Source organism: Rhodopirellula sp. UBA1907 (genome assembly GCF_002337565.1).
Taxonomy (GTDB): domain Bacteria; phylum Planctomycetota; class Planctomycetia; order Pirellulales; family Pirellulaceae; genus Rhodopirellula; species Rhodopirellula europaea.
Genome location: NZ_DDGH01000002.1, coordinates 158,678 through 177,567 on the forward strand (window position 1 = coordinate 158,678; position 18,890 = coordinate 177,567).

General features: G+C 52.9%; 23 protein-coding genes. 15 read left to right on the plus strand and 8 right to left on the minus strand.

Features of this window, described 5'->3' with window-relative positions:
• Window positions 1–348, plus strand: a 348-nt coding sequence (locus tag B2R17_RS00845) for a hypothetical protein (RefSeq protein ID WP_286762457.1), incomplete at its 5' end; no start/stop codon positions are given.
• A 193-nt stretch (window positions 349–541) separates the two neighbouring features.
• Here the strand turns inward: B2R17_RS00845 and B2R17_RS00850 are convergent.
• The 5 genes from B2R17_RS00850 to B2R17_RS00870 all read right to left on the minus strand — a co-directional run bounded on the left by B2R17_RS00850 (window position 542) and on the right by B2R17_RS00870 (window position 3,756).
• Entirely contained in the window at window positions 542–1,321 is a 780-nt protein-coding gene (locus B2R17_RS00850) for an N-6 DNA methylase (protein ID WP_286762458.1), read from the minus strand.
• Between the two features lie 117 nt (window positions 1,322–1,438).
• Complete coding sequence (locus tag B2R17_RS00855) at window positions 1,439–1,717, minus strand: hypothetical protein (protein WP_008667357.1); 279 nt, start codon at window positions 1,715–1,717, stop codon at window positions 1,439–1,441.
• 201 nt (window positions 1,718–1,918) lie between these two features.
• Entirely contained in the window at window positions 1,919–2,929 is a 1,011-nt protein-coding gene (locus tag B2R17_RS00860; protein ID WP_286762459.1) for an ArdC family protein, read from the minus strand.
• A gap of 123 nt (window positions 2,930–3,052) precedes the next feature.
• Complete coding sequence (locus tag B2R17_RS00865) at window positions 3,053–3,256, minus strand: hypothetical protein (protein ID WP_230276831.1); 204 nt, start codon at window positions 3,254–3,256, stop codon at window positions 3,053–3,055.
• 59 nt (window positions 3,257–3,315) lie between these two features.
• Window positions 3,316–3,756 (minus strand): DUF6876 family protein, encoded by a 441-nt coding sequence (locus B2R17_RS00870; protein WP_286762460.1) that lies wholly within the window; start codon window positions 3,754–3,756, stop codon window positions 3,316–3,318.
• A gap of 212 nt (window positions 3,757–3,968) precedes the next feature.
• On the opposite strand from B2R17_RS00870, the gene B2R17_RS00875 reads away from it, so the two are divergent.
• Window positions 3,969–4,268 (plus strand): hypothetical protein, encoded by a 300-nt coding sequence (locus tag B2R17_RS00875; RefSeq protein WP_286762461.1) that lies wholly within the window; start codon window positions 3,969–3,971, stop codon window positions 4,266–4,268.
• Window positions 4,269–4,982: 714 nt separating this feature from the next.
• Here B2R17_RS00875 and B2R17_RS00880 read toward each other — a convergent pair.
• Window positions 4,983–5,948 carry a DUF3991 and TOPRIM domain-containing protein gene (locus B2R17_RS00880; protein ID WP_286762462.1) on the minus strand — a complete coding sequence of 322 codons (966 nt, stop codon included), beginning with the start codon at window positions 5,946–5,948 and terminating at the stop codon, window positions 4,983–4,985.
• Window positions 5,949–6,038: 90 nt separating this feature from the next.
• On the opposite strand from B2R17_RS00880, the gene B2R17_RS00885 reads away from it, so the two are divergent.
• The 3 genes from B2R17_RS00885 to B2R17_RS00895 all read left to right on the plus strand — a co-directional run bounded on the left by B2R17_RS00885 (window position 6,039) and on the right by B2R17_RS00895 (window position 8,235).
• Window positions 6,039–6,317 (plus strand): hypothetical protein, encoded by a 279-nt coding sequence (locus tag B2R17_RS00885; RefSeq protein WP_144055194.1) that lies wholly within the window; start codon window positions 6,039–6,041, stop codon window positions 6,315–6,317.
• Window positions 6,318–6,703: 386 nt separating this feature from the next.
• Window positions 6,704–7,774: a replication initiator protein A gene (locus B2R17_RS00890; RefSeq protein ID WP_008667376.1), complete on the plus strand. Its 1,071-nt coding sequence runs from the start codon at window positions 6,704–6,706 to the stop codon at window positions 7,772–7,774.
• A gap of 68 nt (window positions 7,775–7,842) precedes the next feature.
• Entirely contained in the window at window positions 7,843–8,235 is a 393-nt protein-coding gene (locus B2R17_RS00895; protein WP_037251644.1) for a hypothetical protein, read from the plus strand.
• Between the two features lie 23 nt (window positions 8,236–8,258).
• On the opposite strand, the gene B2R17_RS00900 is transcribed toward B2R17_RS00895, so the two are convergent.
• Window positions 8,259–10,232 carry an NACHT domain-containing protein gene (locus tag B2R17_RS00900; protein WP_008667379.1) on the minus strand — a complete coding sequence of 658 codons (1,974 nt, stop codon included), beginning with the start codon at window positions 10,230–10,232 and terminating at the stop codon, window positions 8,259–8,261.
• 550 nt (window positions 10,233–10,782) lie between these two features.
• On the opposite strand from B2R17_RS00900, the gene B2R17_RS00905 reads away from it, so the two are divergent.
• The 9 genes from B2R17_RS00905 to B2R17_RS00945 all read left to right on the plus strand — a co-directional run bounded on the left by B2R17_RS00905 (window position 10,783) and on the right by B2R17_RS00945 (window position 17,407).
• Window positions 10,783–11,508 (plus strand): hypothetical protein, encoded by a 726-nt coding sequence (locus B2R17_RS00905; RefSeq protein ID WP_144056631.1) that lies wholly within the window; start codon window positions 10,783–10,785, stop codon window positions 11,506–11,508.
• Window positions 11,478–13,094 (plus strand): hypothetical protein, encoded by a 1,617-nt coding sequence (locus B2R17_RS00910; protein ID WP_144056632.1) that lies wholly within the window; start codon window positions 11,478–11,480, stop codon window positions 13,092–13,094. The genes B2R17_RS00905 and B2R17_RS00910 overlap by 31 nt, the downstream gene beginning before the upstream one ends.
• A 200-nt stretch (window positions 13,095–13,294) precedes the next feature.
• On the plus strand, window positions 13,295–13,531 hold the full coding sequence (locus B2R17_RS00915; protein WP_286762463.1) for a hypothetical protein: 237 nt from the start codon (window positions 13,295–13,297) through the stop codon (window positions 13,529–13,531).
• Entirely contained in the window at window positions 13,528–14,328 is an 801-nt protein-coding gene (locus B2R17_RS00920) for a hypothetical protein (protein ID WP_286762464.1), read from the plus strand. The genes B2R17_RS00915 and B2R17_RS00920 overlap by 4 nt, the downstream gene beginning before the upstream one ends.
• Window positions 14,318–14,920, plus strand: a complete 603-nt coding sequence (locus B2R17_RS00925; protein ID WP_286762465.1) for a hypothetical protein — start codon at window positions 14,318–14,320, stop codon at window positions 14,918–14,920. Before B2R17_RS00920 ends, B2R17_RS00925 begins: the two co-directional genes overlap by 11 nt.
• 9 nt (window positions 14,921–14,929) lie before the next feature.
• Window positions 14,930–15,646, plus strand: coding sequence for a hypothetical protein (locus tag B2R17_RS00930; protein WP_286762466.1), 717 nt, complete (start codon window positions 14,930–14,932; stop codon window positions 15,644–15,646).
• Window positions 15,647–15,966: 320 nt separating this feature from the next.
• Complete coding sequence (locus tag B2R17_RS00935) at window positions 15,967–16,467, plus strand: hypothetical protein (RefSeq protein WP_286762467.1); 501 nt, start codon at window positions 15,967–15,969, stop codon at window positions 16,465–16,467.
• 1 nt (window position 16,468) lies between these two features.
• The gene (locus tag B2R17_RS00940) at window positions 16,469–16,669 is read left to right on the plus strand and encodes a helix-turn-helix domain-containing protein (protein WP_008667387.1); all 201 of its coding nucleotides are present in this window, start codon (window positions 16,469–16,471) and stop codon (window positions 16,667–16,669) included.
• A gap of 390 nt (window positions 16,670–17,059) precedes the next feature.
• On the plus strand, window positions 17,060–17,407 hold the full coding sequence (locus tag B2R17_RS00945; RefSeq protein WP_236615769.1) for a hypothetical protein: 348 nt from the start codon (window positions 17,060–17,062) through the stop codon (window positions 17,405–17,407).
• Here B2R17_RS00945 and B2R17_RS00950 read toward each other — a convergent pair.
• Window positions 17,404–18,759, minus strand: a complete 1,356-nt coding sequence (locus B2R17_RS00950) for a type IV secretory system conjugative DNA transfer family protein (protein ID WP_349676977.1) — start codon at window positions 18,757–18,759, stop codon at window positions 17,404–17,406. The two genes, B2R17_RS00945 and B2R17_RS00950, sit on opposite strands and share 4 nt — an antisense overlap.
• Between B2R17_RS00950 and B2R17_RS00955 the strand changes: the two genes are divergently transcribed.
• Window positions 18,691–18,890, plus strand: a 200-nt coding sequence (locus B2R17_RS00955) for a hypothetical protein (protein ID WP_286762494.1), incomplete at its 3' end; no start/stop codon positions are given. The two genes, B2R17_RS00950 and B2R17_RS00955, sit on opposite strands and share 69 nt — an antisense overlap.

Genomic DNA, 18,890 nt, shown 5'->3' on the forward strand with positions numbered 1-18,890 from the left:
CCAGCACCCGCCTCCAAAACTGACGAACTGCCCTATGGAAAAATTCGGAACGGCGAGCTGCCTCCGATGATGTTTCAGATCCGGTTGAATAACGGGCAAACGATCAGTTTCGCGTACAGCGATGTTCGCGAGATTCGTAGTCGCGATGCGGGTTTCGTCCAAATTGGTGTGTTCGCGATGAGCCGAGTCATGATCACCATTGAAGGCCGCAATCTCACCGAACTAACGAATTTGCTCGGCATGGCGATGATTCGATGGATCTCCGAAGCGGATCCACGCGGTGAAGAACGTCCTGAAACGTCACCAGAGATTGAGTGCGTCCGAGTCGAACCGATCGATGTCGGCTGAACCAAGCAGAAATCCCAAATTTGGGATTTCTTCCAATCGCTGGGAATGAGGCGTCTTCGGCGGGGCAATGGGAAACAAGATTCGGACCAGGTACTTCGATGACGAGCCCCACGCTGAGCAAGAGCTTGAGTTCGCCGTGATGCGACAGCTGCAAGGCTGCCACGTCAGTCCCCTGTGCGGATTGGTGGCACATTCAAAAAAGGTCAAGCTGTGAGGCCGTGCCATCGTGTTCACGACTCGTCGTGTCGCTGATAGTTAGCTCGCTCGTTGACATTTGACGGATTAGGGCGTTGGCATTGGTGACCGCCGTCACATTAAACGGTGTTCGCTCGACGGGCACATCCGCAATGACGCCACCGGCCAGATTGAAGCCGATCTTGTAGACACGGTGCACTTCAAGGGTGAGCGTGTTCTGATGCACGGCCCAGCCGCGTAGTCCGTTCAAGCCCAAGTTGATCGCCGTCATCATCACGGCACGGTGGTCGATATCTTGTCCGATCAATTCCCAGTGTGGTTGATGCTTGGCGACGGCCAATAGCTGTCGGCCCGATCCGCAGGCGGGGTCGCAAACGGACTTGGGTTCATCGGTCCGCTCGGCCGGCACCGTCATCGACGCCATCAAATCACAAACGCTGTCGGGTGTGAAAAATTGGCCGTTTTCGCCGTAGGTGATGGCACCTTGAAAGATATCGCCCAGCACGTCGGCCTGGGTTTCTTCCATGGCGTTCACCAGCATCGCAAAGCCTTGGGCAAGCGTGTCGATGCCGCGTTTGCCTTTCGGGCCGTCGGTGTAGCCCTGCTGGATGGTCGCATGATATTCGGCTTCCATCGTCTGGCCTGCCAAAGCACATTTGCTGACGGTTAAGAAGTCGGTAAAGACTCGGCCTCTCGCGTGCCCGGTTTGCCGAGCGGTTTGATCGAAAAGTTCGACGAGTGTTTTGCTCGCCGGTAGCGTGAAGAATTCTTTTGCCATGCCGCCCTACGCTTTCGGGCGGGCGGTTCCTGTTGTTGGAGTCATCGGACTGCCCTTTCTCTATCTGGTTTCTGTTTGAGAGAGGATGCCGGCCTCATGCCGGCACCCTCGATCGTCTTATTCGTCCTCGGACGTTGTCGTTTGACCTGATGCGTCAATCGCCTTCAACTCGGCGATGCGGTCGGTGACTTTGCCGACCAAGTGCCCAAGTTTCAGATTGTCGATCGCACTGAAGGAGGTCGTTTCCTTCCACTGCCCGTCGGCGGTCTTGTAACTGCGGCTGTAGCTGACGGTGTATCGATCCGGTTTTCCATCCGTCCCCGGATTTCTCCAGATCGTTCCCTTCAGTCCTCCGAAGCGTTCGGTGAAAGCTGGTTTGTTGGTTTCTTGTGTCATGGCGTTTTTTCCTTTCGTTTTGGTTGACCATGGTCCGCGTCAAAGCCGCGGTCGGGGTTCTGTCTGCAAGGGGTGTTGGTGCGGCACGCAGCGAAGCGAGTACACGGCCCCTTGCTGAGAGAATAGCGATCGTGGCAGCGTGTCCTGGTTTGTCATCCGAAGCCGAAAGGCCAAACGTGATGTCAGGTTCGCCCCACATACCTAGAACAGATCCAATTGGATGGAAGCAGGATCGGCTGGTTTGTTGACGGGCTGTTCCAGGTCGTCGATACGCTGTTGCGACGATGCGATTTTCTGGGTCGGCGTGGCTACGGTTTCAAACGTGGTACCCAAAACCAGATCGGCGGCTTTTTGCGCGGATGCGGCTGCACTGACCACCAATCGCTTATCGCCGCGAAGGACATTGATCCAGCTTTGAAGATAGGACGCAGACTGCTCGATCGTCGGGGGACTGATCCCGGCCGATGCACTCAAGAATGCGGCCCCCATCTCGGCCACAAGTTCTTCCTTCGAGTAATCGTTGCTGCCAAAGGGTGCAAGCTTTGTATCGAGTCCCCGGTCCAGTCGCTTCGAATGCCCCGTCGAATGCGTGATCTCATGGAACAAAGTCGAATAGTAGCTCTCAGGATTTTCAAAACGTCCTTGCTCAGGCATGTGAATGGTGTCCGTTGAAGGGCGATAGAATGCCCGCCCTCCTCCGTCATGTGCAATCGTCGGTCTACCGGCGTAGCCTTCGACGATCCGCTCCGCAGATTCGATCGGCTCAAAGGGATCTCCATCGGAGGGTGTTTCCGGAGCATCCGGTGCGTCGATGCCTTCGATCTGATCGAGATTGAAGGCGGTGTAGAGTTTTAGCATCGGGATTTCGACATCCAGTCCGGTTTCGCGGTCTTTGGTTGCATACATCTTCCAGAACGTCACCAGTGATCCCTTCTCGCCCTTGCGAACTTGACCGCCGGCAGCGGCTGCCTGTTTGAAGGTCAGCCAGAAGTCGGATGAATAGCCGCGTTCCCAGCTGGTCAGGCCGAGCAGAAAGACGTTGATGCCGCGATAGCGTTTACCGCTGTCGAGATTCTTCGGCCATCCGTCGCCGGTTCCGCGTTGGATCGGGTTTCGCCATGGTGCGGTGCCTCGTTCGAGATGTCCGATGATCTTGTCGGTAACCTCTTGATAGATGTCGCGTTTTGCTTTGCGTTTGTTTTGTTGTTTCATGCCGCCCTACGCTTTCGGGCGGGCGGTTCCCGTGGTTGGAGTCATTGGACTGCCCTTTCTCTTCTTTGGTTTTCGGAACAATGCGTATCTGGCACGCATTGGCTGGTCACGTCAATCATTTCTTTATCCATCCGACTCGTCGGCCAGCTGATGAATGAGTTGATAGTCGGTTTCTCGCTCAAACGCACTGACGAAGTCGAAGCCATTCTCTTTGGCGATGGCTTCCAGTGCCCATTGCATTGTCGGATGTTCGTAGAGGCGGTTTGTCATTACAGCAACACCTTCGGCGTACCAGTTGTTGTTTTCAAATTGAATGACGATTGTCATGTTTCGCTTTCCTTTTCTAGAGTTGGACCGGGGCGTCATTGCCCCGATCACTTGGTCGTTTAGTGCTCGCTCGGTAGATACAACGTCCAATGTTCCCCATCGAAAGCTGCCCAGATGTCAATCTTCTGGAGCGGGAAATCGGTGTACTCAATCTCTTGGACGATGAAAGGCTCATCGGGACTGTCTGCCTTGGCGTAGAGCTGAGCGGTGGTCCCTTTCCCAAGCTTGAGCGTCCAGAAGTGCATCTGGCCGATGCGTGGATCTTCGGCTGCGGCTTGGTGGAACGGTTCGCTCCCGATCCAAGATGCAATGGCATCGATCAACCAATAAGCCTGCCCTCGTTCGGCCACATGTTCGACTCCGGGCGTGTAGATGACTTGTCGATTCAGGCCGTGTCGTGTGCGTTCCAAATCGCCGGTGAAGTGGCGGAGTTCTTGTTCGGTGAGTGGTCCCTCCTCTTTCGGCTTTCCAGTTACGTGGATAATTTCAATGTCTGGCATGGTTTGTTTCTCCTTTTGTTGATTGACCATGCTGCGAATAACCCCGCCTGGTTCGCCGGCATCGGGGCAAGGGGCTTCGCGAAGCGATTTTCCGAAGCGGCCGCAGGTGTAGCTGGCAGGAAAACCCTTGCCGCGAGGTTGGCAAGGCGGGACGCTGCATGAAAAAGTCAGTCAACCGAAAGGAGACGCGGTGACGAGATGTTTGAAAACACTTGACCGATGAAGCCAACAATGGCAGTGTCCGCTTCATGGACCCTGAAACAACTCTTTCCGATTTGTTCGACGCCTTGGCAACCGGCGATCGCGACCAAGCTGTTGAGCACGCTGCAAACTTGCGACAATGGCTCTCACAAGGAGGCTTCTTGCCTTCCTTGGAATTGAAGATTGGAACGCGAACTCCTCAACCTTTGCCTCATCAAGCGACTCGATTGCTGATCGAGACGACGGCAAAATTGGCGAGCAATCAACCGGCCCATGCAATCAATCCAGGTCGTGATCCTCAACATGGTTGAAGCGGTCGAACAGTTAACAGAGCAAGTTCAAGTCCTTCGCGAGAGTGTCGATGAATTGAAGACTGCTCTGGAGCATGCCATTCGGAATGGTCGCATCGTGATTGAGTTTTCAGAAGCGTCCTCGGATGCTCGCTTACCTTCTTCTGTTGAAATGCAGAATGACCAACATCGATCGAGCCCAAGCGACAGTCGGGCAGAAGAAGATTCATCGAGCGATGCGAACGTCGTTTCCCCTCCTCCTCGACCGGGCGACCTGTTCTGACGATCGAGAATGCAAAGCAAAGATGAACGATCGCTATCAAAAGACATCCGCGAGCTTCGCGAAAGTATTGATGAATTGAATGGATTGCTACGCTCTATCTTCCAGGTCGCGCACTCACCTGCACGCCCAAAAGCGAAGGCGAAAGCGCAACGCCCAAAGACATCCGGAACTCCCAGCAAGGCAAAACAGGCCGCAACGTCCGATCGACCGCCTCCCGCCGGCAATCACTTCTGAAACCCGATCAATCGTGAACACGATTCACCGGAAACACGGCGAGCCGTACCACCGCAAATTCAGAAGGTCGTGTCAACGTGGAAGTGTTCTTGCGACGGGGCATCCAACCGACGAAGCGTGGCAACTTGAATACGACCCGTCGTGAAATCATTTTGTCGCAGGAACGCTCTACCGTGATTGCTGAAATCAGGCGTGCAGATTCATCGTATCGAAGATGCTCATCCCAGTCGTATTTCAGGATTGGCGATTCCACGTCGTTCCTGCAACACGTCGTTCCAGTCTTGGCCTGGCGCCGGTGGATAGTGTTCAACGATCGGAACATCGAAATCGCGGAGCGTCTCTCGAACCTGAGCGGCGATTTTTCGTCCGCCGTCATCATTGTCAAAAGCAAGAATCACACGTGAGCCAATTGGCATCCGCGAGACAGCTGATCGCAGGCACTCTGCTTGCATCGGGCTCATCTGTCCGGCGGTGCTAAAAAACCGGCGGCCATCGGTGCCTTCCAGATCCGCGATACTGAGCATGTCGATGGATGTTTCGGAGATCACCGCTTCACGATCGGTGTCACGCGGGCGAGAGCAGGCGAGTGCTTTCACACCGCCTGGCGAGAAGCCCGTGAACGTCGTTCCGTTTCGATTCCCGTTTTTAAGTTCGTATCCACATAGTCCCGAGCGATTGAAGTGCGGGCAGACAGCGTTGCCCTTCTCGTCGATTCGGATACGGTCGCGGAAGATCGGATGGGTCTGCACATCAATCGAAATCTTGCGAACGTTGGTGAGGTACGGGTGCCCGGCGGAGACCTGCCGCATGCTCATCCAAGCTGATAAGACGCGAGCGGTGTCGTGTTCGGACGGCTGCAGAATGAAAGGCAATCGGGCGGAGGGGACGCGATAATCGACTGAACCATCGAAAGCGCGAAGGGTTTTTCGCACGTCGCCAAGGTTGCCACCATCGAGCATCTGGCACAGATCGATGATCGTTCCCGAATCGCCGCCTTTGGCATTGAAGTAATAATATTTCCCGGAAGGGTCACGTCCGACAATCAGTTTATCGCCGCGAGGATGTTTCAGCACCACGCTGTGTTTGGAGCTGGCACGGCGATCCGCGACAAATCCTCGTGAAACCGCGTAATCGCAAAGATTCATCTTTTTGAAATTCTCCAGTTCAGCGTTTCGGTCGAGCATGATTCCACCGTAGCGCGGATAGCCAACAACGTTCAAGTTTGTTTTCGTGTTTATCCACCGAGCCGATCTTTCTGTCTGAGCGCGAAAACGATGTTTCCGCCAGTAGAACCGTTCTTCGGTGTCATTGACTTTGAAATCGACTTCACGATCGAGTTTCTGCGTCGTGGTCTTTGCGTACATATCGAGTCCCATGATGTGTTCCTTTCGTTAGATGCGTTTGAGGACGCACGAAAGAAGCCAACGGGTTTAACTGAGTCAGTCGAGAACAACCCGGTTGAGCAAAGCGAAAGTGGTGCGGGCAGTTCATTGACGGAGGAGGGGACCGGTGGCAACGTGCCGGCCAGACTTCAGACGCTTAACCGCAAATGAAAAGTTCATGGAACGATCAAGTGACGAAGCAACAGATTCGGTTCATCGAACCAGTCATCAATTTCTTTTCCAATCGCCCAAGTGACATCATGCCAGTTTGGTTCATCGAAATCATGCCTTGAGCAATACAATTCATCGACTGGGTGTGTTAAACGGAGTTTAGTTTGTGTTAGATCATCGAAAACTGTCTGCAACTCATTGATCGAATTGAGATCTTTCCGGCGACGGGTGTGTGAAAGCACGAAAAACAGTGTGCAAATACACGCTGATGGGTGTGCAAAAGCACGAACAGAACAACACGGTGTCTGATAACACGAGAACGCTGTTTCGGTGTGCGATAGCACAAAGTGCTTGACTCTGGCGTGTAAAAACACGAATGTCGAAAGATGCAGGACAAATCATCAATCACTCGAAACCCATTGCTGCCGGAACGCTATTCCGATGATCTATTCATATGCGACATCACAGATGCGATTCCCAAAGATGACATGGGAAGCATGGAACATCCAATCTTTTCTCTGTCGACGAAACCAGACACGCGAATTCGTGAATACAACCACAACGACATCAACATCACGGTCACACCGAGCAGCAGTGGTTTAGCGACCATCCATGACAAAGACATACTGATTTACTGCATCAGCCAACTGATTGCCAAACTGAATGACGGTCAAGAAGCCAAGCGGACACTTCATCTGACGGCCCATGATCTGTTGGTGACCACCAACCGCACGACCGACGGGCGCGGATATGAACAACTCATCGCCGCCTTCGACCGATTGAGCGGAACGCGAATCAAAACGAACTTGAAAGCGGGCGGCGAAGAGATCACCGAAGGATTCGGGCTGATCGACAGTTGGCGAGTCGTTCGTCAAACCAAGTCCGGGCGGATGTCAGAGATTCGTGTGAACCTGTCCGACTGGATTTTTAATGCGGTTCATGCTCGCGAAGTGCTCACCCTCTCAAGAGAGTACTTCAGGCTCCGCCGTCCGTTAGATCGCCGGATGTATGAATTGGCAAGGAAACATTGCGGCCGAAAGACGGAGTGGAAGATTTCCCTCGATCTACTGCGCAAGAAATGCGGCTCAGGAAGCACGAGCAAGGAGTTCAAGCGACTGGTGAAAAAGGTTGTTCAGGATGATGCCGCGAACGACCACTTTCCGGACTACCGCGTTCGGCTCTTGGAGCGGGGCAATGGGGTAGAAGATCAGGTGGTTTTTCAGAGCAGGGGGAGCGTTCCTGCGATTTCCGGGAAGGAGGCAGCGGCAGTCGTCCCCGAACTTGATCCCGACACCTACCACGACGCAAGACTAGAAGCCCCTGGCTGGGATGTTCGTGAGCTGGAGAAGCAGTGGCGAGAGTGGCTCGCCATGTCGGACGCCCAGCCACCACGAAACGTCAACGCAGCCTTCATTGGATTCTGTCGCAAATGGTATTTAAGGCGAGGACTACCTTAACATTCAAAACAACTTGACACTGAATAACTTGAATGATAGCAAATATTAACGGCAAGGAGATCTCATGAATGAACAAGAATTCACGGACGCAGATAATACTGGGAATTGAAGAATTTGAAAAAGTTCTAGACCAGCAGCAAAGTCTTTGCGAAGACTGGCTTCGTTTCAATGCGTGCTCCAATCAAATCGCGGCGATTTTCAATGAGGTGACAAACACAACCTATTTGATCGCCGAGTACTCGGAAAAGCCTGACACCTTTGAATGGGAGTCACTACCCATAGAGTTTTCCAAAAGATGTGATGCTGCGATCAAACGCCAGGTTTTCACCACTCTTCTTACTCTTGCCGTTCACGACGCTGCAGTGATCCTCAAAGAAAAGGAACGAGAGGCTGACAATCTGATTGCGAGGGCATATCACTTTGGGCAAACAGCTAGGCAGCATCATCTCCCCCTCGGATGATTGGCGATATTGAGCCAATCATTTCAGAATTCAAATGCTTTTAGGTTCTCGCCACGTTCAACAACAGCGCAAGATTTTTCGTAAACCGGTTCCAGTTCGGCACAGTACCTGACCAAAGCGTTAATCAAGTACGTCACTATTTCAACGTAGCAACGCCGTTCAATTTTCGTTTTCCCTCTGGATTTTTGAACAGCGAACCATGTCGGATCACCACCCGAAACTGCGAACTCCTTCAAATCCGCCAACATCCCCGTCAAATCAACAACGGGCATTGTTTTTTTAATTCGCAAAATAATATAATCGCTAATCTGCTCGAATCGCCCTGTGTAGACAGGGTATTCCATGTCCAGATAGATGTATGTTGTTTCCCCTTCTGTTTTCATCTCTAACGACATGACCTGCGATAGAAATTGAGTAAGTGAGAATGGAGCAAATGACGTCAATATTGGAACAATAAGGTACTGGTGTATGCGCAATTCGTCCAACGTAATCAGGAACTGAAGTATCCTGCCCCAGCATTCGATATCAGGCGAAGTGTACACGCTGCGATAAAAAACCTTCGCCTGTTTATCTGTAGCGGCCGCAACATGCTCTGCAGCAAAGAACTCCTGAACGGTCCGGTGAACAAAATCGTATCTTCCGCCTTCCTCAACCAGTAACGCTGCGACATTGTGAAAGTCGCTTAAAACATCTGACGCTGACGCAAATAACTCTCGAAGTTGAAGCGATGCACCGATCCAGTTTTCTGCAGTCCCGCGAAGAACACTTGAACCAGGGGCCTTAACGGCCACGGTGAAGCAAAATGCCTGAAAGACTACTCGCAGCTCATGCGAGTCTAGAGCCGACATAAGTGTCCGCTTTGCTCCTCTTTCGGATAAGTTGTGCCGTCGCACCATCACATCAAAGAGATCACGATAGAAATCGATCACGCTTTCGGGAACTGATCTTCGATAGCGAAAGTGGATCACTAGAAGCAGGACATTCAGCGGAGTCGTTAGCACTTCAGAAACAGGCTTGGCGTCTACTTCTTTCAAACGCTCCAGCAGAAGAGTACTTTCGTTTGATGTGGCATACAAATTAATTACTTTTTCGACTTCATGGCTTTCCAATTTACAAATCCAGTAGACGGCAGCATTGGTGAAGTAGTTCGTAAATTCGTTTGGCCTAGACGAAAGAACGACCTTCACCTTCGGGAAGCTCTCAATTAACCGTTCGATGTCAAGGATCAATTGTTTCCGAGATGCGTTTGAAACCTCGTCAAAAGCATCAAGCAGCAATATCGGCTGACCAGTAAGCATAAATTGTTTGAATTTCTTTCTTGGAAGATCAAGTCCCAGTCCAGCTACTGTCTCTCGAATAGCGTCTCGCAGCTCCCGCTGTTCTAGGTGTCGGAGCTCAATAAACAGCGGCAAACTGTGTCCCGACCTGCTCGCCTCAAACGCAAGGTGGCGAAGTAGAATTGACTTTCCTTGTCCGGCCTGACCTTCAATTACCGTCAAACCTGTTGGAAAACGATGCAGTCCATCCAACTCAATTGCTTCGGATTCTGCTTGATCTCTTGTGTGCCCACGAGTTCGAAAATAAATGTCTTTCAAGTGGCACGGTTCTGCGGTGTGGTCGATTGTTCGGACGAGCGCCACCTGCTGAAGTTTCTCTCGCACATCGTCGATTTGCTCGGTAGAGTAGAATCGACTCGAATTTAGTGGCAGATCGGCGAGGTCTTCAAAGTCGCATTCCAAGCATGCCGCAACGGCATAGAGCGCGGCTGCCTCAAAGCGTAGTGGCTTTCTGAGTTTACTGTAGCCTCTCTTCATCTTCGAGATTCTTGGTTGATCGACACCGCTGCGTAGAGCTACTGAGCTCTGCGTAGTTGCTCGCTCGCGGATGAGTCGGTCAATTGCTCCATCTCGAACTCGATGTGTCCCTTCTGCGATAGCCTTGCCGTACTTCGACGTAAGCAAATCGGTAATTTTCCCCAAATCCTCCGGGTATCTCATCGAAGCTTCCCTCTAGCGTGATGCATAACGCGGAATTTGATGCATAGCCCAAAGCGGAATCAAATTCCAATGTCAATGACCGACGTCCCGGTCATCAATCCATTGGGTTTGCATCGTAGGAGGCAATATGACGGTCCGCTCAAACTCATCTCGTTCCAAAGAACTTCTTGACAGGCCACCGGACACGAGGCTAACCGCGCCGCTGCGACTGCATGGGCAACACGACTCCCGTCGGCTTACCCGACATGGCTGCAGTTTTTTCAATCGGAATCACGGGGCACCGTCCAATTCGATTCTAAGACGAATCAACATGTTAGGAGCTTCGCGGAAGTCTCTCAAGCGACTGGCTGAGAACCTGTATTTTGGACACCCGGGGGTTTTCGTGCAGTATCAAACCGCCAAGGACCTTCTTCACGCGTTCGATGAGTCGATCAGTCATTTAAGGATTGTCGCTCAACACCTCAAACGGCGTCTACTTCCATTCTTGTCTCCGAGGGACGCTTGGAAGTTGCGATTCGAGAAGGGCACTGGGTTTGCATCTGCTCTATGGATGTCTGTTGCTCTTCTTTCGGTAGCAGCAGCGATGTCGACGGTCATTGCGGAATTCGAAAGTGCTAAGGCAATTATTGTCGAAGGACCTTTTTTCGAAGGTCCACCGAGCACTCCCGGTGGTGTGCCTTCTGAGCCATCGCCCGCGTTAACACGCGCAGTTGCAATGCCGGCTGTCATCGGTTTGCTAGCAATGTTCGAGTTTATCTCGTTCGCTTGGAAAAAGGAGCGTAGAACTCGCTTTTGCATCATGATCGGAGCCATTGGTGCCCCACTTTCGATTGCAGTAACGATCGCCTTTGCATTTGTCTTGATTGGACCAGGCGATTCTTCTGATTCAGTTCCGACTGCATTTGATGTCCCGTCAATGCCTTGGTGGTATCCAGCAATGAGCATGATCGGATTGGCCTTTGTCACCGCTGCTTTCTTGGAGATTGCAAAGTGGGCAGTTAGCCAATTGTTCCTGTGTTCGCCGACAGACGTACGAGTCGATTCCAAGCTGGTATCCGACATAAACCATGTCGATCAATGCGTCATTGACTCTATCCCATCTCGCTCAGTCCTGGCCGCCTGCGTGGAAAGGCACCATGCCAGGCTCGCAGCGTTTCACCTTAGCGTGGCCAGAGAAGCAAACCGTCAGCGTCAGCAACAGAAGCTGCGTGATCTTGAACAACGCATTGCTGCCCTCGATTTTCAATGCCAACCAACTCTGGAGAACGAAGAATGATTATCAAGCTAGCGCCCCCTCTAATCGCAACGCTGTGCATCAGCACGCTTTTTCTTGCAGGTTGTCGCAGCGGCGATGAACCGTCCTCACCTGCGAACGTTGAAGGCACCACTCAAGTTGCATCAACGAGTTCAAAACCTGTTGAATTCATCGTGATCAACGCAATTGGAGACCATGGCTGTCGACAACGCATGAAGAACGAAATTGAAAAACTGGCACTTTTGACCCTTTCTGGTGGAAGCCTACTAACGATTGTCGATGCGCCTGCGATGAGTCTGGTTGTATCGCTCAAGATTCCCCAAGGCAGTTCGGACATACGAATTCGAAATACTGAGTTCAATCGCGAGTATCTGAAAGTTCAAGAATATTTCGAACGCGGTTTTGACGGAGATTCCAATGACAATCTGAACGTCGTAGTTTTCCCCGAAACGATTGCAAGCCTGCGTCGAAGCGGACTCCCCACTCGAGTAGTACTATGCGGATCACCTGTTTATCGCAGTGAGACGGTCAAGGCGTTTAACATGACCGATGGACGCTATCCATCTCACTTATTAATTGGACATCCTCATTCGCCCTTCAGTGACTCGCCGAAGTTGCAGGATGGCGCTGAGGTCGCATGGTACACCCGAGATGGCAATTGGGGCACCAGCATGAAACACCGCCGCGACGTGCGAACATTTTATCAGGTTTGGATCAACAGACTATCCGCAAGGCTTGTCCGTGTAACAAGTGACCCTTCGCTTGCATTCGCGTTCGAAGAACCATTCCTCCCGGATCCACCTTCCTTGCCTGACGACGCTCCCGCGATGCATGAGTCCAATGGCCCGGTCGAACTGACAGAGCCGGCAAATCGTCCAAAACCAAAAAGAATTGAACTCGTCCCCGCCCAAATCAGCTTTCGAACCGCCGGCACCATTGCGCACCAATTCGAGATAGCTGGGACATCATTGGACGAGCTTAGCGCACTCCGAATACGACTAGCTCTAGTGATTGACGGAAGCGGATCGCAACAGCGAAACATGCAGGATATAGCCTCGATTGCAGAAAAGGTTGCAAGTGAACTTTCCGGTCTTGTTCGATCCTTCGACATCGCCGTTCATGTGCGACGAGACGACTCTGCTGAACGACTTGGTTTCACTCGGATCCCCAAGAGCATTGGCAACTCTACTGGAAGCACGCACTCTATCACCAGATTTTTTCAAACGACGAAGGCAAGCGGCGGTGACGAACCATTCGTCACGATGGTACGGGCGGGGATTCGCGAGCTTGAATCTCAAGCTCCCGTCGACCGAGAGTTTTTCATGCTAATGGGAGACCATGCCGATGGCGACGAAGACCACCCGGTATCGGCTGGACAGCACGAGCTACAACGCTGGTTAGCAAGAGACCAAAGTCGCCGCGTTCTAATGGTGTTCACCGGGCAGTCTGAACATCAGCGCAGCATATTTAGCGACATATCTGTATCGCCTCGTGGTTCGGCAGTTGATGGCACGTCAGATGTCATCAGTGAGATTGTCTCGCTTTGCCGCGTTGGTCTTTCATCCGATGCTTCTTCACAAACCGGTGAATCGCTAAAGACTCGATAACGGGCCGGTGCCGCGTCAGTCCCGCTCACCCCACTTCATTGAGAGCTTTCAAAATGAAAAACCTTCTTGCGATGCAGGTTTGCGTCGTTGCCACATCCATGGCCTTTTCGACTGGCCTATCGCTCTGGTGCAGAACAGTTGACGCCACGGAGCCAAAGATCCACTCGGACTCGCAATTTCCGATCTGTGAACATTGCACGTTGCAATTTCTCGCGGAGTTGGATGACCCGAAGCAGTTTGTCGCTCGCACTCAGTTGCTGGCACAGATGTCGTTTTATATCGGTGCGATGAGCTTCGTCGCACTCATCGTCACGTCAATCTGTCAGCTGATCGAGCTTGGTGTCGGCACCGCAATGGAAGCAATGAGTTCGTTCACACAAGCTCGAATCGCAAGATGGCGGGCGGCAAAAACTCCTAAAACGAGGCAAGCACGATGAACAATCTCTATCACCTCATCTGCGAGAATTCCGCTCGCCCGGATCTAGCACGGTCAGTATTGGATCAACTCGCTGAAACAAGCGAATTTGACTTAGGGACGCAAGCGAGATCACTGACGGACCCACAATTCAGAATGGTCGCCGATTGGATTGTCAGCGAGGTTCTGGATAGCGCGAAGTTCAACGCAATCTTCACGGGTGCGCTGTTTCATATGTTTCTGACTGCCACCCAATATGGAGGTCGCGGCGAGTTGGTCGCAGAATTTGAGATGAAAGTGAAAATCTCTCGATCTCAACTCTACCGACTCAAAGACATTCACCTGTCATTTGGGCGTTTGCTCATAAAGGAGCCCAGCCTACGTCATCGGTTCCCGATGGAGTCACTTAAGCTGCTTTCATCCTCGGGTACTGAACAAGCGGCAAGGGACGAAGCAACCGAATTGGCACGGAAGGGTGAGACAGTCACGATTAAAAAGGCAAAGGAATTCATCGCAAACAACTCTTTGCCCAAAGAACCTGCTGGCCATGAGGAACAACCCTCATGCGAAGTCGGGCTGCTCCCCAGCCCCGACGAAACGGAGGCTATCGACGCCCCAGCCACACCTGGCGTCCTCTGGCGTTACTGCGACCGGCTTGTCCGAGTGATCATCGAACCGGCTTCCAAGAGAACTGTCGACCTCGACGCGATGATCTATGCCCTACGCGAAGCGCTCAGGCGAATCGAAGGTGAACGAATGAGTGATGGCAACCCTTCAATCCAGGACTCGAACGAGGAGCAATACGCTGATGTGGGATAAACTCGATAGCTTTGAAAGTGCTCTACCTGTGGAGCAATCAGGGGGCGAAAGAGCTGTTCCTGAACAACCGCCGCGTCGCCGCAAACCACTGAAAGAAGTGCTGCAGTTCTGGGCACTCAACGCGGTGCTCGGTTCGATCATCGCGGTTGTTTACCTCAGTGTCGGAGCAGCCGGCATCACGGAAGTGCTGCCCATCACTCAGCAGCGACTGCACCAATTGCCGATTCCGGCGATTGAGCGATTACAGAACTACAGCGGCTGGAACCGCGTTTCACTCGCATTGATTTTTGCGGCAGGGCTCTGCCTGGCTGTTTCATTGCTGTGGATCCGGATCTTCGCTTGCTTGCAAGATGCTGGATCGCTCACCCGCAAACGTCGTGATCAGCCCGTGCTGTTTTACCTGCACACGTTCATTTGCGCGACGGTGATCGGCGTCGACAGTGCGTTGTTTTTCATTGGGCTGTCAACCTCAACCGTCGGCTGGGCGGACACCCCGATCTACGTGCCGATTCTGGCCACGCTTCTCTTCACCGCATCGTTGGCTCTCTGGGGGAGCTGGCACTGCGATTACAAAAACTCCTCGAAGGTTTAAGGCTGCACGATGTCAATTCGACCAAGAACACCGACGCTTCATTTCCAATTGCCCCTGCTGGCGGCGATCGCCTTCATCGGCGGGTGCATTCCAAGTGCAAACATTGCGGCGCCACCGCCCTTCGAAACCGAGGAACTTGACTCGGTTCTCGCAGTCAGCGTGGACCTATCCGGTTCATTTGCGAATCGTTTCAGCGATCAAGCTTATCCGCTTTTGCTCGATGTGACGGATCGATTTTTTCGCACGGGCATGGGGCAAGACAACCGCGTGGTGCTCTCTCAAATGAGCGGCAACAGCCGGGTGGTCTTATTCGATGGCACTGCGTCCGAACTGAGAAGTCGCTTCGCATCACCAGAAGAGCTTGCCGGCTTCCTTCGATCGAAATCACAACCAGAGCGATCACCCATCTTCGATGCCACCCGCGAAACGATCGACTATGTCGTCGGGATTGACGGCATCGGAGACAGAACCCGTGTGCTCACGGTAATCCTGAGCGACATGCGTGAATCCGAGTCGGACCAATCCAAACGCACAACGCAGGGACGGAAGATGCTGGAATCACTCAAACGGTATCGAGAGCAGGGCGGGGCCATCGCCTGCTATTGCGTCGACCAGAACGAGACTCAGCGGTGGCGGCGAATCTTCGATCTAGCTGGGTTCGACCCGGGCTACTCGTTGATCTCGAATGACCTGGTGGAGAACCCAACGTTACCCACCTTCGACTGAAAACTGAAACGAATCAAGTCGGCAATTGGAAACCAAGAACGATCAAACGAAGGATCTCAACCATGCTCAAACCCTATCACTGCGTAAGCGTTCCAAGGTGGCCGCAAATGCAATTCGACGCTTCCAAAAGGCGAGCGTACCTTTCAGTGCGATACGCAGACTGGCGATCGCACGCCAGAGGCTGCCGTTGCACTGAGATACTCGTTTGCCTTGGATATGCCGCGTGCGGTTGGCTCGCTTACCAAGCCGTGCCGATATATGCCGAGATTCAGGCGACCCTGCTTGGCTGGATGGTCGTCTGGGGTGTATCGGCCACCTGCATGAGAACGTCATTTCGATTGCTTCTACCGAAGTTTCTCGCTCGTCGCATCTTTGGCACCCGGCTCCGCGTGTGGATGACCCCCACAGCGATCGCGATCGACAGCCGGCTTTACGAGAAGCCCTTCCGGGTGCCTCGGCAGTGGTCGGGCACGCCACTGAATTTGCAATTCATCAGCGTGGAAGACCCGGAGGATACAGAGCACCGACATCGCAGTCGCCCCAAAGCCGGGGAACGACAGATCTTCCAAGAGGAATCAAAATTGATCCAACTCCTCATTCGGTCGCCCGACCAGCCCCGCGGCTCCGAATACAGCGACTCGGAATGTGCGATGCGCTGCTACCCCATTGCGTCGGTGCGACAGCGTGACGTGTCGAAATTCACCATCGTTCTCAATACAGCAAGCCGAATGACACGAGAGCAAAATCAATTCAACGACGTGCACAAGTGGACGCAGGGAGTTGACATCGACATTCGCGAATCTTTTGAAAGGAACATCTAAAATGCTGTTGACGATCAAAGACGTCGCGAAACGATTGAACATCAGCCTCAGCAAAGCCTATGCGATCGTCTCGCAAGGTGATCTTCCATCTTATCAAATTGGCAGCGCCCGTCGCGTAGCCGAGGATGACTTGAAGAACTACCTGGAAGGTTGCCGAACGGAGCACCAACGTCTGCCCGAAGCGGTCAAGCGACACTTTTAACCCACAAGCAAGAATACGACATGAGCAAAAACGGATCATCACCACCAGACCGCCCCAGCCACACAAAATCGTTCAACCAGAGAGCTGCCAAACCGAGAGTGCAGCTGCGACGTGACTTTGCCCTCGCCGCAACCCCGGCGTCGGCGAAGCCGGCATTTGCCAAAGCGTCCAAGCAAGAAGCAAAGAGATTCTCGATGCCAACACTCGAATTGACACCGCGTGGGGCTCGCACGCTACCGAAGAAACAACGAACTCGCGCGATCGCATCAGTCGACCCGAGGAAACTCCCAAAAGTGATGCCGGAGAGGGCGAGACCACGTCTCGATCAATTCAATCGGAAGGCGATGGGACGACACTCACTTCAAGTCGCAAAGAGCAAGGAACGAGACAGTGGACATCGAGAACGATAAAACACTTGCGCAACGAGGGCAGGGCGCGGTAGGTTCAAGTGTGTCCTACAGCGAAAACGAGATCGAGGAAATGTTGGCTCCGCAGACGCGGTCCATTACTGATGCCAAAGGCAAAGAAATCAGGCTTGAACAATCGGTTCTGTTCTGGACCATGTTCGACACGCTGATCCAGGAATGGTCTTTCACTGAAGCTCAGTTGATTGGCTACGGATACGACACCACCCAGGAATTCGGACTCCCTTTTTCCCTCGCCATCCAAGATGCAGTGTCCCACCTGTACAAAGATTGGACCGCGCCGGACGAGCAGGGGAGTTATTCGGCGATCTAGAACGGATCGTATCGACCCTGCAGGAAAGCAGCTTTGTCGTAGAACGCCTGTTGCAAAATCATCGGATGAAAACCAGGCCGTAAAATCAACTGACGTAGTTTTGCATCGTCTCGGGCGAAGAACATTCCGACTTCTGCCGGCGTCATCAGCGGCGTGGAATCGATCGACCAGTTCTTGCCCGACTGAGCGTCATTGGCCACCTGGGAAAACGTCGTCGCGGTACTTGAAGATTTTGCGGTCAAGCTATCGCCCATTCGCTTCGACACATACGACAATGTCGTCTGATCATTGCCACCGAAGACTTGCATCACGCCACAGTTGGCGATGAACGTCTCCCAGGACCCTGGATATTTGTCTTTTAGCTGATTGAGATCTTGCACGACGATCAACAGCTTGACTCCGAGGCCAGCCAGCTGTGCGATTGCGACTTCAATGCATTCAAGCCGCTGCAGCGCAGCGAACTCTTCCAAGAAAAACACGGTTTGATTTCCAACCGATTGCTTCTCTTCCTCACAGGCGGCGATCGAAAGCTGAACGATCATTCGTTGATACCCGCTCATCGTTTCGCCTCGCATCGCGGGGATGCTTGAATAGATCGATAGCGATCCACTTTTCAATCGGCGAGGGTCGACAGACGGACCGGTCAGCACATCCTGCACGCACTCAATCCCGATAAAAGCCAAGTGTTTCCGCAAGTTCGACAGAACCCCAAAAAACTCCTGCCCCGTACGATCATAGAAGGCCCTCGCTGACGCACGGACGGTACCGCCGCCCGCGTCATTGTCCATCATCTCGATTTCGAGCGTGTAGCTGTTCGGATCTTCTTCAGCGGGTTCGGCCAGACGAAATGCAAGTTCCCAAACAGTGACGAGGTTGCGTCGACCTTCGTATCGGGCGTGCGTGGCAACGTGAGTGCAGAGACCGCTCAGAATATCGCGAGCGCAGTCATTCCAGTGCGGGTCCTTACTTCGCTGTGAGTCCGGTATCAGCGAACTGGCGATGAGCAACGCATTCGGAACGAACGAAAATCGATCCGACCGCGAGAGCATCTCGATCGGATTGAAACCAACCCGGTATTTCCGGGTGCCTTCGCCAGAACACTCAAAGGGATCAATGACGGCGACATCTTGCCCCAAGCCTTCTGCACGCCATCGGCACGTGGCTTTCGCGAGGTCGCCTTTGGGATCAATCACGAGCGTCGACGTTTCTTTTGGAAGCATGATTAGATTCGGCACGAGCACAGATCGCCCCTTGCCGGCGCGGCTTCCTGCGACAAGAAGGTGATGGCGATCATCAGCAACGCCGATCGGAAAACCGCCATCAACCCATCGCGTCGCTCGACCGTCCGGCAGTCGATTACCTATCGAGATCGAGCCGCCGATCACACCGAGAAAGATCTTCGATTCCCGATTGCTTTCGACATCGAATTGAAGCGACTTCGTCGAAACGATGTTCTGAGGAAGCTCGAAGTGCGCATTGGGAG